We start from the raw sequence: 15,309 nt of genomic DNA on the forward strand, positions 1-15,309 counted from the left end.
AACTATTGAACTGGATAAAACAAATTCCTAGTGGTTTTAGAGGTTTACAGAATTACACTACTCTCAAACTCCCATAGTTTCCCCTGCGCTCTTGCACCTCGTTTTAGAGGTTTACAGAATTACACTACTCTCAAACATGTGAGGTGGATAATATATGGCTAAATTAGTTTTAGAGGTTTACAGAATTACACTACTCTCAAACTGTTTGAGTGTTCCGCCCTCCGCTATGATAGTTTTAGAGGTTTACAGAATTACACTACTCTCAAACTCAATCCATAATGCAAGGAAACCTACTAATGTTTTAGAGGTTTACAGAATTACACTACTCTCAAACAAATTGTTCTGTGTCTTAACAATCGCTGTTGTTTTAGAGGTTTACAGAATTACACTACTCTCAAACCCCAAATTAAATTTGAGGCTCAAGAGTAACTCGGGCTACCACCAGGTGTAATTCTGTATTCTCTTTAAATAACACAGAAATCATTATCTAAAATATACCCATTTATAAGGCTTTTATCAAGTTTTTCTTTATTTAGAGATCCTGTTGTTAGACAAACTAACTGTAATTGCCGACTCAAAATATTTTGATAAAATGCATTAAGTTCATCATCATTTAAAACTAGATCTAAATTAACCACAATATATAACATAGGAGATAATAATGTGTCTACCACTTCTATATAGGACATTAGATCCATAATATCTCCTTTACGATTAAACTCAAAATTAAAACTTCCTAATTTAATAAGTTCAGCAGTACCAATTTCAAGTTTATGTTGAATCGATAAAGGATATCCAAATTCTAAAGAGTAATAAAACGCATGTAGTCGATTAACAATATCAGCTACCTCTTCTGTCATCAATAAAGCTTCTTTAGATAGCTGGTTTTGTAATTTAGTTAACAGAGTTTTACTATTTACATCCACATATAATGGGTTCAGTATTATATGACTATATTTATCTATACTAAATGCCTTATCCTTGTCATTTAAGATCCACGGACCTTCACCACCATCACACTGTATATCAAGTTCTGTAATCATACGTCGAAATACTTTACGATCTTCAAAGGATATCACCGTTACCTTGTCATGAGATATTTCAAAATCCAATATAGAATCTTGATACATCAATTTCATATCATGAGCACCCTCTCTGTTGAATCTATAACTTCACTTTGCTTATCCCCAACTACAATTTCCATTCTGGAAAACTGCTTTTCTGTGACAGTTAACATAAATAAGCTACCACTAGGCGGCTTATTTTTTCGTACATGTTCCATGATAAGATTAGCACTAGTTGTATTAAGAACTAACTTTGAATATACAGACTCTTGCAACATAAGGAAGCCAGATACAATTAAATACTTTCTAAAATTCCTATATTCTTTTCGATCTTCCGATGTTAACGTCGGCAAGTCAAACATCACTAGTATTCTCATAAATCTATAGCTCATATTCTATAAACCTAATCTGATTAGCATCTTGAGTACGCAATGCATCAAATACACTTTTACAATAAATCCGAATTGCAGCACTAAAGGTTTGAACGGTATCATTTATCTTTACATCTTCAGATAAAAGTTCTATAAGTGAAAGCTTTACATTCCGGTCAAATTCTGTAGGTCTTAACTTGATAACTACCGCATCAACAAACCCACGCAATGGTTCCATTAAATCAGATCCTAGATTATACGGATTAAATTGATTACAGTGATTTAGCCCTAACTGCGTAATATATCCTAAGGATAAAACCTCTCGATTTACTGCGGAAAGCAATATAGCATATCCATAATTAAGTGCAGCATTAATAGGATTATCTTGTTCTCGAGAAAATGATTTTCCAAATAAAGCATTGAAATATACCTTTGCAGCATGTCCTTCACGTTGAGTTTCATCATTTACAGTCAACTCATCTAGATATTGATATAGTAGCTCTGCCTCAGCTAACTCTTGATGTTGCAACAAGTCGGCTTGATTCATAATTTTATGCCGTACAATTTCAGTCCAAATATAAGCTTGCAAATCTTTCGACCACTCAGCCTGTTCACGACAGCGTTTACTACTATTATGACTACCGTATAAGGGAAGAACCTCACTAGCAGGATTACGTTTCTCATCACAAAAGACAATAGCGACCTTCTTTTTAATCAATTCATTTAGGAGTACGGCGGTGAGACTCACCGCCGTAGATTCAATAATCAACATATAGATTTCATCAATATATACTTTAGTCGTTTCAAAGTCTTTACGAACAATCATGTAATTCATTTTAAAATCTAACTTAGAACGACTACCTATGACCACTGTACGCCAACTCATAATAACCCCTAATACTAACTATCACGTTTTAAACTATAGTAATCTCATTAGAATATAGACCAGTAATTGATTCATTTATAATTTTAAATTCATCTAAAGTATGAATTTTAACCCCAATCGTTGAGCGAGAAGCTGTTATGCCTAATGGTTTTACATCAAATGTAGTTTTACTGTTAGTAAGTAAATTCAACACTTCAAGTAGATAAATACTTTGATCCTCTAGTGTCATATTCGTAAATTTATTGCGTCCTATCGTAGATAGCTCATCCACTTTATTTCCCTTCATTTTCATATATAATGGGGTACGCAATTTACCCATGAGATAATCATAAACAATAAGTCCATCCTTATCGTTTATAGAAACTATTGCTGTAGAACCCTCATTATATATGCGAGTTGTTACTGTAGATGCTTTAATCACTTTATTGTCTTTACGTAGCAAATCAAATTTTTCAAGTACTTTAATATAAGTAGCAATATTTGTAGGTACCACTAATTCTATCGCATTATCAATATAAATATTATTATTAGTTTTCCCGCCCAAATAGTAGTAGAATCCATTAACCTTAACAAGTTGATTAATACATAGCTTTCTATAAATAATAGAAATATCTTTCGCTTCTGAAGTGATAGAGGCTACATAATCAATTAAATCTTGGTCTGTTGTATTTCTATTTGTTAAATAAATTGGTAGTGGCACAATCTCTTTAACAATTTCACCTTTTTTACCAACATATTGAACAATGATAGAATAGGCATTTTTGATCTTTGTCATGCCACCATATTTAGATACATCCGCAAATACACTGGACTTTGTTTTCATACCAATGTAAGCACCATCTTTAGCCTTTCCTGCGATAGCGGCCTTATATACAGTTGCATCAGCTAATGCACCAGATTGTTCTAACAAACGTTTTGTCACTCGAACATCATTGCTATCCATCATTTTCTTAACGATGTCCATACTTGTTTTTACATCCCAAGCTTTACCATCTTTAGCATTAGTACATTTCACATCATAGTTAAACATCTTCGCTAAGTTGTATGTACGATTAGCACCATTCTGTCTGAAGAATGCGCGGAAGTTACGTGTGAATTTCTCATGGTACACATTGCCTACTACGATATTTAAATATGCATCTTTAGCGTGGTGATGGTGATTCAATGAGCGAACCTTGATAAAGTTATTATCATGACGGAAGTCCGTTACATTCTCTGCTTTTACAAAGACAACATCAACATCTGGGTAAAGACGACGCAACAATGTTGTAGCTGCCTTAACAGATTGATTAGTTTCTACTAATTGACGAGTAATAAAGCCACTTAGATCATCAGCAGTAAGAGGAGTGTTGCGAGTTAGACGCTCATATTTTCGTTCGCTAATAAGTCCTTGTTGTTTTAAGAAAGTCCAGAACGGCTTTTGTGACTTTTGAATGTCCTCAGCAATTGGATATGTATCTGACTTCTGAGCATTTGCTGTTCGTTTACATAACACTAAATTGTCAAAACTATCATCTTTAGTAAGGCTACGAGGATAAATATGGTCAATATCATAATTATCTGTATTTAACTGACTTAGATCTATAACTTCACCAGTATAAGCACAGCGGCCCATTTGAGTGTAGTATAAATAGAGTTTTTTACTTCTCAAAGCCGCATCATCATAGTTAGCTAGTCCTGATTTCAGACCGTCAAACTCTGTGCCCTTTAGCCCACTCAATAAGGCTTCATCTTTTTTAATCGCAGCATATAAATCAGATAATCGTTTTTGACGAGAATCCTTTTTCTTTTTCTCTGTTTTATTAGACCGCGTTACCTCTACAAAGATACGAGATGGTAGCGCTTTTTTTATATGTATAACCTCATCAACAATACGCAAAGCTTGCCATACCGCACGTTTAACAGCAGGCGAAAGCGCCAATTCGTCAATAATATCATGAGGATCTAATACTTGACCTTCTGTCAATTTATCATTTATCTCTTGAATATGTTCCATAAAGGAGAATTTATCTCCTAATAGTTCCATCAAGTTATAGCTAAAATTGCGCATCAATTCAATTATTGTTTCAGGTGTACCATCACCAGCTTTATCGCAGCCTTGGATACCATTCAATAGTTTTTTAGAGAGACGCCCCCAATCTCGATATCTCAATTTTGAAAGCTTTTTAATAGTTTCATCATCAAGGTACGAAGCAAATTTATTACGCAATGTTTCTCGCAACATTTTTTTGCTTTCACCAAAGATAGTAATATCCATAATAATGGCTTCTGCTATAGATCTATCAAAATTAGTCCCTAAAATACGAACCATATCACGATAGGATGTCAAATCATTTTTAATTTCCCCATCAAGGCCTGTAATATCTGGTTTATGCTTGTTAGGGATATAATTATTATCCTTCAAGAACTGTTCAATACGATTTTTGGTCATCTTCTTATGGTCTTGCTTAAATACAGCCTCAATAAGATATTCTTTTACCGCCGTTTCTAATGGTTTGCCATCAATACGTATATTATTTAGTTCATTGAGTAACATGAACTCACTATATAAAAGAGATGATTTAGGCAATACATCTTCACCTAAAAGGTATGTACATTTATTAGTGAGATTCTTGATAAAAGCTGCTGCTGATTTTTCTCGATCAATCTTATCATCAAAATTCCATGGTGTAACACGGCCACTAGCTTTACGAACAGCCCATGCAAAACCACCCTTATCTACATTATGATAAGTATTTAAAGGGCCTACATAATAAGGGATACGGAACTCAAGCATTTTAATAAGTTTCTCTGCTACAGTATAACCGTCTGCCACTTCATTCAAGAATGGGAATTTAGGTCCACAAGTCTTAAGAATAGTTTTAAGTTCTTCCAAATGTAATTGATACGGAATTACGCCATTATCTTTAATCCGTTGTAATGGCAATAACGTTTGTAATTCAATTTCACTAAGAATATATTCTTTATCCTTAGAATCTGGTAATCCCTCTACTACCTTCTTAGTGTACTTATAAAAATCTTCACGATTACAACTTGTTTCCTCTGTACGACCTTGTTTAATATAGTGCACATAGTTGTGTAAACCTTTTTCATCAGCCTTGAACATCGTATTGTAAATGCTTCTATCAGTCTTTAATAAAGATTTCAGTATAACTAAATCCTCTTTATGCTTGTTGAAAGCTTTTACCTTAGATTCAGAAATAGTAAGACCTGGTTCCTTAATAGCCATCAGAATAATAGCATCATACACAGACTTACAATCATCAATGATATGAATCTCATCGCCCCATGCTTTAGCTAGTTCCTCACGTTTATCGTCATATGTATCCCCTGTAATTTGAAGCTTTTTAAGATCATCATCTAACTCCTCTACAGATCCGAACAAGTCTGTAAGGCTAGCAGATAAACCTAATACTAAATTAGCAAACGCTTTCAGTCTTTTTTTATCCTCTTTGACCTGTTCTTTTTGAGTTTTACTTGAAGTATCTTCTATATCAGCAGCTATATATGTGTCGACTAGACGTTCGATAGCCTTTGCTTTATCAGATTTTGTTTTACCAGCGTCCATAAGAACCTGACCTATAGCGCTAATAGCAGAATTACAATCAAAGCAATTAAATGTAATATTTTCTAAAGCTTGTTTAAGAACATCATCAAGTGTTGATGCATTGGAATCAAATGTAGCACCTTCATAAAGGAAGTTACCACGATATTTTAAAATATGATGTACTGCTAAAAATAGTTTACGAATATCATCAGTACCAGACTTCATCAATTCCGCACGTAAGTGATAAATAGTAGGGTACTCTTTAAAGTAATCTTGATCTGTATAGTCTTTATCGATAAATAAAATATGTTTAGAACTATGACCAGTCGTTTTATCCTCATAGTGATATTTACTTTCGCGAAGACGCATGAAGAATGTAGGATCCACCTGTGCCATAGCATCAGCAAATAGTTCTTCTAGTAATTTTAATCGTAATTTACGACGCTCCAAACGACGACGTATAGAACGGAAGCTACGGCGTCCTACAGCTGATTCAGCTTCATCAAACAAACGACTGCCCCACATTTTATGAGATCTGAATTTTAATAACTCATATGACTGATTCGTTACTGCCCAACCGACAGAGGCTGCACCAATATCTAGTCCTACAAAATAATCCTTAATCGGATATTCTTTTAAATGACTTGAGATGAGTTGTTTCGATGTTTGCATTTCCATAAGACCTCTCCTTCGGAAATTAATAATTGACATTCATCAAATGCTTAACTATACTATAAGTAATCCAATTAGTTTTGGAGGTTTACAGAATTACATTACGAGTTCAAATACAAATTTATTTACAATGCCTTCGGGCCGCCCGACGTAGGGCACCTACTCTCAATTCTTCGGAATTGAGATTTTTTATTGCCAAAATTTACTATTTAAACGATACATATAATCTATAAGTCGCCAATCACCGTATAATTACCTTCATTTTAGCATAAAACAATAAATTAATTCATTATTTTTTCATAAAACTTATAGTTATACGGATATATCTCATTTTGACGATATATATCTTTATCCCTATAATATAGGTAGATAGTCAGACGAGTAGTTGCGTCAGGCTCATCTCGAAAATAATGAAATCTTAGGAAATGGCCTTTCTGTTTACTTAGCTACCATGCGGTAACGAAGGGCTATTTGCTTTTTGTAAGGCAAATAAAACCGAGCTACTAATCTAATAATAGCTCGGTTTTTAGTTTATATGATATTTATTTCTTATTGAGTCAACAGTTTAACCCATTCCATATACCAAGGAATAAATATAGGTCCGCGTTCAAGTCGCTCTTTATAGCTACCATCTTCTCGCCATTGTGGTCCTTTTCTAAGTTTTACCGCATCATCAAATCCTACATATTCAATCATATCTCTCCATTGTTTATGTGAATAAGATGTTTTACTTTCATCATAGTTAATACGATAACTATAAAAGTACACAGAATCTTTCACAACATGACGGAGATAAGACGCTCCATTAGGCTTGTAAGAATCAATCAAAGAACCTGCAATTCCATTATTCCATACAACTGCATATTGCGTAGGTGTTTCTAAATCGTTATATTTTTTCAAAAAGGATAATATTGAACTCTTGATGACCGTTCCATCTCGTTTTTCACCAAGGATTGATGTACGAACTACACGTATTTTAGCCCCTACATCCTCATAGGTTCGCACTTCATAATGACTATCTTCTACAGTCTCACTCACTAGCTTTGCAGTCTTAGGAACACGATAACTAAAATTACCCCAATGCTCAATCTGACTATAAGTATCTAACCCAGATAAAGATTCTATGGACGGAATAATATAATTACTCATCACCACTTCAGGTGCTTTATCTTGATATGGATCTTCCCTATTTACCCAACCACCATAGGTAATGCCATACGCATTTTTTGAATCATTCGGTGTAAACTCCGTATACATCACACGAGCACTATTCGACATAAACTTCCAAGATGCCTTCTGCAAACTAGGATACGTATATTTTCCTTCCTCCTCAACATATTTATTGAGAGCTGTACCATGTGGCGGCCCTACTACCAAAAAGGAGCTAAGGCTTCGAACAGCAAAAAATGGACCTCCTTTTCCGGATGGAGCCTCTACAACATCCCCACGGAAGCTAATGTTTGGTACGGATAGTCTGATATTCTTATCCCCTTCATGTATCAATACAACGGTAGACTGAGAATAATTTGCTAACTCCAACGCCTTAGCCAAACCAGGGCGTTCCTGATATAGCTTATCCATCCCTGACTTGGGATTTATAGGTTGTGATTTTATAAATTGACTATAGGACTCAGCCTTTTTCTCGGATACTTCATTAACATGACGGTAGTTTTCATAGGCATTGGCAGGAATACTTGCATCAGCACCTAGCATAGGTGGTTGTCCGGCGGGGACTTCGATCTGCACAGCGCTTACATTCATGGTGAAAGCAGCTGCTACTGCCATCATGATTATACTTTTACGTAACATAAAACCCTCTCTTCTTTTCGTCTTTCACATTTACAACATAAATAAGCACAACCTTATTAGCATAAGTATACTATGCAAACAAGGCTGTGCCTATTATTAATAATTTTATAATTTAGTATATAGGATGTACTTCTAATTAATATTTATAAGATATATCTCCATTTGACGATATATCTCTTTGTCCCTATAATATAGGTAGATAGTCAGACGAGTCGTGACGTCAGGCTCATCTCTAAATCAGTAAAAAATTAGGAAATGGCCTTTCTGTTTACTTAGCTACCATGCGGTAACGGAGGGCTATTTGCTTTTTGTAAGACAAATAAGGGCTACTAAGGCTCCAAAAGCAATGACAATAGCCAAGACTTGTAAGAGGAGCATGATTATTTCATAATCACTCATAGGCTTATCCCTCCCTTCAAAAACGAAGAGAGGCCCAACCTCGTCCAACTATCCTAAGTCTATTATAGAACGAACTAATATACGATACAATAAGGAACGAATAATAGAGATATACAGATAAATGCATAAATAGCCCGTCATTGACGGGCTATTTTTAGTTCCTAATATATATACATTCTCCAACATTCCAAGAAACTCCTCTTTGTAATTTCCCCAGTTTTTAGGGATAATAAAGTTATACTTGATATATGCACCGCAAGTAGTAAGGGTGATTTAGTATGTATCTCTAACTAGTTTGTAGTTTAGGAGGTGGCATATGGAGTCTTTAACTATTATATGGGTTATTGTTTGTGCCTATTTATTACTGAATTTATTGGTCGGCGTGTATTGTCATATTCGTGTAAAAGATAGTACTGACTATCTACTCGCAGGTCGTCGTATTGGGGTTCTTATGACGGCAGGCACGTTAGCAGCTACGGAGATCGGTGGCGGGAGTACCGTTGGTGTAGCCGCAAAAGCGTATGGTTCTTGGGGTTTATCTGCAGGTTGGTACGTAGTCTCTGCAGGGATTGGGGTTATTCTCGTTGCTTTCATCGCACCGCTTTTACGTCGTGCTATGGCAACAACAGTACCAGAGATCATCGGTCGTCGCTTCGGTGCGGCTAGTCATCTCATTACGTCTATTCTGTCTATGCTAGCAACGATTACGCTAGCAGGCGTACAGATTACAGCGACAGCAACTATTATTAGCGTTCTCACCGGGCTTTCAACAGAGCTCGCCATCCTCATCTGCGGCGCGGTTCTCGTAATTTACACCATGTCCGGCGGCATGTGGAGCGTAACGATGACGGACGTTATCCATTTCTTCGTTCTCGTTGGGGGCTTCTCCCTCGCTGTGCCGTTCGTATTGCACAATGTGGGCGGTTGGGAAACGGTAGTGGCAAAATTACCACCTGAGCAGCTCGGCTTCACTAAGGTTGGTTGGAAAACCATCATCGGCCTGATTATCATGTACTTCATGACCTTCTCCACCGGCCAAGAGTCCGTTCAACGGTACTTCGCCGCGAAGGACGAAAAAACAGCCGTTCTCGGTTCCATCATTTGTGGTATTATCATGGCTCTATTTGCCTTCGTTCCTGCCGTATTGGGCCTCGTAGCATTGGCTGAGTTCCCGAATATCGAAGCGAACAATGCGGTGGCAACGGTTGCCCTTAACCTCATGCCTCCAGTAATGGCGGGCTTCGTTATGGCCGCTGTCGTATCGGCGACACTTTCATCAGGCGCAGGCGACCTATTAGGCGCCGCTACTGTATTTACCAAGGATATTGTGGAACATCATTTTGGTAAAAGCCTCACCGATGCGCAGCTCACAAATTATAGCCGTCTATGCGTGCTATTCCTCGGCATCATCGCCATCATCATCTCCCTCGTAAGCAAAGCCATCATTCCGATGCTCGTATTTGCTTTCACCATGAGATCTGCTGGCCCATTCGCAGCATTCCTATTAGGCCTCACTTGGAAAAATGCAACAGCTGGCGCTGGCATTTGGTCCATCGTGCTCGGCTCCATCGCTGGCGTGTACTGGGAATTCATGGGCAACCCATACGGCATTATGTCCATCATCTTCGGTTCTATCGTGAGCCTCATCGTCTTTGTGGCTGTGGTGTTAATTGAAAGAGCAATGGGTAAACCACCGGCTCCTCCGGCTATACCTGATGATATAAAAGAAATATAATTAGTTTGTTATAATCTGTGACTTAATAATAGTCCTAACAGTACTATAAAATTACAATTATAAAACCGAAAACTCCTATCAGTGAAAGCCAATAGGAGTTTTTCTTATGTTACAACGACATCATCAAATTGTGTACCATACACATATTCATCATAATTTGACGATATATCATAACCTTACTATAATATAAATAGATAGCCAGACGAGTAGCTACGTCAGGCTCATCTCGGAAAATATAAGATTTTGAGAAATGGCCTTTTCGTTTTATACTAATCTCCAGATTAGTGGAAATGAGGGGCTATTTGTCTTTTGTGAGCCAAATAAGCGCTATTAAGGCTCCAAAGGCAACACCATAAAGACTGTACCATAAAGTACGGTCTTTTTCTTATTTCTTTAATCTTTTATTCCTATCATATCTTAGCTGCTTCGAATTTCCAAAGTCTAAATATTCCATTATATTGCGTAGCTCAATATGACTATATTTATTTTTACCATCTTCATAGGTAAGGAAAATATAATATTCATACTTATCATCTTTTATCAATTGGTAAATACGAGATTTCTTACCTGGATTATATTGATCTAGAAGATAAGAAGGAACGCCATTATTCCATACTAAAGCGGCTTGAAGAGGTATATCTTTCAATAATGTTGGATTCTTTTTATAGAAAAAATGATTTAAAACGGTCTTGGTATACAGTTGTATCGACTCTTCTTTATCAACTAAAGGACTTCGAGCAACAACGAGTTTCATACCATCTCCAACATACACACGCCCTTGGAAATTATCACTTTTATCCTCAATATCTAACATCATACCCTTAGGTAGTCGATAGGTCAGATTGTCCCATGTAATAGCATCACTAGTATTATCTAAGTTCTCTAATGGTTGAAGAGAAGGGATTACAAAGTTAGCCATTGTAGCCTCTAGATTTTTTGTAACAGGTTGATCTTTATTACCTAGGATTACCATATACGACTGATTTGGGTGTTTATCAAAAGTAACGGCAGCATACATTATAGGTAGATTCCCATTCGCATATTGCTCTCTTATACCCCAGTAGCCTTTACTAATACCTGGATATATAAACTCCCCTTTACGTTGAGCATTTTTATTAAATCCTGAATCTTCAACTCGTTCATTAGTACCTACTAGCCCCGCAACAACATGATGTTCAAAAACATACGAGCCTCTACCCTTTTTATTCAAGTCCTCATAATAACTTTCTACTACTGAAATAGGTAATGTCACTTTAGCCTTATAGTCACCTTCGTGCAATAAAATTACGGTGGATTCATGCGTAATTAAATCCAAATACTTCGCATAGGCTTTTTTTAATTGCTCTGCTTGCGCTGCAGTACCTTTCTTCGCAAGAACCTCGCCATCAATCCTATTATTATAATCTTCTAATTTCTTAATGTAATCAGCAGTAGGAATATTACGAGTCTTATCATAACGATAGTTCTGATACGCATTATCTGGAATGCTTGCGTCGGCCCCTGGCATAGGCGGTTGCCCTTCAGGAACAGTATACTGCGCCGCATCAATAGGCATGGTGAAAGCTAGCGCCACGGCTAAGCTCAACAATGTACTTTTTAGTTTCATACAATACCTCTCAAACAACAATAAGCACGTTCTCATTAGTATAAGTATACTATACCATCGAGAACGTGCCTATTTATGCTTATTGCAATTTTTTCAACGCTGCTTTAATTTCGTTTACTTCAGCGCGTAGTTCTTCGTTATCTGCGCGTAAGGATGCATTGTCAGCTTGTAGTTCTTTGATTTGTTTCGCCATTTCAAAGCGGCTTGTTTTGAGTGTTGGGTCTTGTTCACCTACTTTGAAAGAAGCGCCGATGTTAAACATGCTTTCACCACCAACGGTAACGCCAGCGTGAACCATAGAGTTTTCGTTCGGCTGATAAGCGGCACCGATAGCGCCAGCAGTGGAGTGTTTATAGTGGCCCAAGCTAGTGGCAAAGGACCATTTATCGTTTGGATTATAGTCCAAATAATGGAGGCCCGCTAACGCCGCAGAGGCAGCGCCCACCTTGGATACCTGTTGGTCGGTATAGGACTTGGCGTTATTGAGCACCTTGTCACCAATGTTAGCGGTGTTATTTTCGAGCGTAGAAAAGAGACGTGAATAGTTTAGGGAGTTAGCATGAATATTGAAGAGCTTAAAGAATTTTTACACCAAATTGGTGTACCTAAAAGTTCATATAACATTGATAGTGATGGAACTCTTATTTCGCCTGGAACTATTATTATAGAGCGAGTTGCCAATAGACTTTCTGTATACTGGACAGAACGTAATGAAGTATACGAACAACGTTATTTTGAAGATGAGGCTGAAGCTCTTTCATACTTTTTATTTTTGCTTGAGGGTAGCTCCAATACATACCGTAGCTGGTATCGCAAATATCTCCAGCTTTGACCTCGTAAACCGTACAAGCGTACCTGTCATCGTTATGTTCATTGCAAGTTCAATTGCAATCTGGATTATTCACTAATTTGAAGCTAGTAATTAACAATTAATAAAGAAGAAAAAAACCTCTACCTTAGATCTCTTAAGGTAGAGGTTTTATCTATAAATCTCTATAATATGATGCTTATTGTATCGTATATTTGTTTGGCATATAATTAGCATAGGATAGTTAGACGAGGTTGGGCCTCTCTTCGTCATCGAAGGGAGGGGTAAGCCTATGAGTGATTATGAAATCATTATGCTCCTGTTACAGGTGATGACTGTAGTCATTGCCTTTGCGGGGTTAATAGCGCTTATTTTCTACGATTCGACTAGTATCTGCGGTAAATGAAGAACCACATTCTCTGCAGAGAAATCTCTGCTTGCGTAGATTTAAGTAGGCCGGTAGGCCTGAAACAGAACAGAGAGTGATACGAGACGTTTTCGTACCGTTTTTAACGATATTATTATTTTGGCTAACACACCCACAAACAGCACAAAATTCTGGCTTATGCGTATATGTAGCTGAATAAAATAAAGATTTTCTCTTTTTAAATATCTTTTCTTGAACTTTATCATTCCAAATAATGTTTTTATCTTTGATTTGTAGCGTAGCTTCTAGTATATTGTTCATATGGTCATCATCCTTTCGTATTAGGTTTAGGAGCTTTTAATATAATGGATGTTGGCCTTTTTGTATACACTAAAATAGGGTTGGTGGAAAATTTCCATCAACCCTAAAAATTATAGAACCGTTTTTACAACAGTTCGCACCGGAAACGTTGGACTCACCAATGTTTAAATTAGCAGTAGGAATGACAGTTGGAGAACTCTCAGCATACTCGCCTGAAACAAAACAATTGTTTGACGGCCTACTTGCTTATATTAATCAGTAATGATACAATGAAGAGCGCATTTTTAGCTCTTTTTTTCAAGAAAGTAGGGAAGTAAGATGAATGGATTATTTATAGGACTAGGAATTTTTGTTATATTGATTATGTGCTGGATGGGTTATGTTAGAAAAGTGGAAAGACGCTCTTTTTCAAGCTATCTAATTGAAAGATTACTCTTTTTATTTTTTAAACCGCTGACTTACTCAAAAGATGAACCGGCTAAATTTGAACAAGCGTTTAATAAAATGTCCAAGGGAAATGACGTTCCCATCGCAAATCCAAAGAAATACATTAAAGTAGATGTCCAAGAAAAAGATGTAGATGGCATGCAAGTGTTTGTATGGAATGAAAAGAAAGATACTAACCAAAAAGTAATTCTATTTATACATGGTGGAGCGTATGTACAGCAACCGACGAGGATGCATTTTACCTTGGTGCATAAAATCGCACAGGCGATAGATGCGAAAGTGGTGTTCCCAATTTATCCTAAGACTCCAAAGCATCAATACCGTGAGACGTATGAGAAGTTAGAAAAGTTATATCGCAGGATTTTAGAAGAAAATACAAATCCGAATTCTATCATTTTCATGGGGGATTCTGCAGGGGGAGGGCTTTCCTTAGGATTTGCTATATACTTAAAAGAACTTTCGTTACCACAGCCAAAGGAAATCGTTCTGTTTTCTCCTTGGGTGGATATTGCAACGGATAATCCTGAGATTGCATTGTATGAACCATTTGACCCATTCCTTAAACAGAGTGGGATTCAGGAAGTGGCAAAGTTTTGGGCAGGAGAAGAGTTGAAACAACCGCTAGTGAGTCCACTATTTGGAGATTTATCTGGATTAGGAAGAATCAGTATTTATATTGGGACGCATGATATCTTTTATCCGGATAATCGATTGTTACATGAAAAGCTTCTTAAAGAAGGAATCACACACCGATATATTGAACGCGAAAAGATGAATCATGTGTATGTTCTCTTTCCTATTAAAGAGGCTAGAGAAGATATTCAAGAATTAATTGAAGAGTTGAAAAAATAAGGGGCTCTTTTCAACCTGTTCATAGCAAGCAAATTCCTTACCACGGTCCACGGTAAAAGTTTTAAATAATTTACTGGTTAATGTGTTGTATAGGAACTAATAGCAATAAGCATAGAATCCTTAGGTCAGTCCTTAGTGGTCCTTTTAACATTTAAGCAATCACGATTTTCTTATGTACCGGGCTTTTTGCCTTTCCGGCGAAGTACTTTTTCTTTAACTTCTTTTGTGTATTTCAACATAAAAAAACTGCACCCCCCAAAAATTGTGTCCAATTTTTGGGGGGGCAGTTCAATATGGGGTGGTTTTTCTCAAGAATAAAAAGATATTTGTATTATTTTAATGATCACCTATTTTATGTCTTCCCTATTATATTTTTCTCCCTATAAGCCCTCCTTTTCTCTCCCCTCTAACCCCTACTTTCACCC

At 36.7% G+C, this 15,309-nt stretch carries 10 protein-coding genes, 1 pseudogene and 1 CRISPR repeat array; of the genes and pseudogenes, 3 read left to right on the top strand and 8 right to left on the bottom strand.

The genetic code is table 11. The features are described from left to right. Positions 1–33: 33 nt before the first annotated feature. Positions 34–400: a CRISPR direct-repeat array (repeat unit 36 nt; unit sequence GTTTTAGAGGTTTACAGAATTACACTACTCTCAAAC). Between the two features lie 64 nt (positions 401–464). The 5 genes from csn2 to RWZ05_RS04430 form a co-directional block, all read right to left on the bottom strand. Next, on the bottom strand, positions 465–1,139 hold the full coding sequence (gene csn2 / locus RWZ05_RS04410) for a type II-A CRISPR-associated protein Csn2 (RefSeq protein WP_314642501.1): 675 nt from the start codon (positions 1,137–1,139) through the stop codon (positions 465–467). Next, positions 1,136–1,456: a CRISPR-associated endonuclease Cas2 gene (cas2, locus tag RWZ05_RS04415; RefSeq protein WP_314642506.1), complete on the bottom strand. Its 321-nt coding sequence runs from the start codon at positions 1,454–1,456 to the stop codon at positions 1,136–1,138. The genes csn2 and cas2 overlap by 4 nt, the downstream gene beginning before the upstream one ends. Beyond that, on the bottom strand, positions 1,446–2,321 hold the full coding sequence (gene cas1, locus RWZ05_RS04420) for a type II CRISPR-associated endonuclease Cas1 (RefSeq protein WP_314642508.1): 876 nt from the start codon (positions 2,319–2,321) through the stop codon (positions 1,446–1,448). Before cas1 ends, cas2 begins: the two co-directional genes overlap by 11 nt. 28 nt (positions 2,322–2,349) lie before the next feature. After that, entirely contained in the window at positions 2,350–6,546 is a 4,197-nt protein-coding gene (gene cas9, locus RWZ05_RS04425) for a type II CRISPR RNA-guided endonuclease Cas9 (protein ID WP_314642511.1), read from the bottom strand. A gap of 543 nt (positions 6,547–7,089) precedes the next feature. Further along, entirely contained in the window at positions 7,090–8,349 is a 1,260-nt protein-coding gene (locus RWZ05_RS04430; RefSeq protein WP_314642514.1) for a hypothetical protein, read from the bottom strand. Positions 8,350–9,064: 715 nt separating this feature from the next. Here RWZ05_RS04430 and RWZ05_RS04435 point away from each other — a divergent pair. Continuing rightward, complete coding sequence (locus RWZ05_RS04435) at positions 9,065–10,483, top strand: sodium:solute symporter family protein (RefSeq protein WP_314642516.1); 1,419 nt, start codon at positions 9,065–9,067, stop codon at positions 10,481–10,483. A 385-nt stretch (positions 10,484–10,868) separates the two neighbouring features. On the opposite strand, the gene RWZ05_RS04440 is transcribed toward RWZ05_RS04435, so the two are convergent. Both RWZ05_RS04440 and RWZ05_RS04445 read right to left on the bottom strand, forming a co-directional pair. After that, on the bottom strand, positions 10,869–12,089 hold the full coding sequence (locus RWZ05_RS04440) for a hypothetical protein (RefSeq protein WP_314642518.1): 1,221 nt from the start codon (positions 12,087–12,089) through the stop codon (positions 10,869–10,871). 79 nt (positions 12,090–12,168) lie between these two features. Next, on the bottom strand, positions 12,169–12,579 hold the full coding sequence (locus tag RWZ05_RS04445; RefSeq protein ID WP_314642519.1) for a YadA-like family protein: 411 nt from the start codon (positions 12,577–12,579) through the stop codon (positions 12,169–12,171). Positions 12,580–12,648: 69 nt separating this feature from the next. Between RWZ05_RS04445 and RWZ05_RS04450 the strand changes: the two genes are divergently transcribed. After that, positions 12,649–12,921 (top strand): hypothetical protein, encoded by a 273-nt coding sequence (locus RWZ05_RS04450; protein ID WP_314642522.1) that lies wholly within the window; start codon positions 12,649–12,651, stop codon positions 12,919–12,921. A 349-nt stretch (positions 12,922–13,270) separates the two neighbouring features. Here the strand turns inward: RWZ05_RS04450 and RWZ05_RS04455 are convergent. Continuing rightward, positions 13,271–13,585, bottom strand: a pseudogene (locus RWZ05_RS04455) (transposase family protein); the annotation flags it as partial. Positions 13,586–13,903: 318 nt separating this feature from the next. On the opposite strand from RWZ05_RS04455, the gene RWZ05_RS04460 reads away from it, so the two are divergent. Then, positions 13,904–14,884 carry an alpha/beta hydrolase gene (locus tag RWZ05_RS04460; RefSeq protein ID WP_314642525.1) on the top strand — a complete coding sequence of 327 codons (981 nt, stop codon included), beginning with the start codon at positions 13,904–13,906 and terminating at the stop codon, positions 14,882–14,884. The last annotated feature ends 425 nt before the right edge of the window (positions 14,885–15,309 follow it).

It is taken from the genome of uncultured Veillonella sp., assembly GCF_963543145.1.
Taxonomy (GTDB): Bacteria; Bacillota; Negativicutes; order Veillonellales; family Veillonellaceae; genus Veillonella.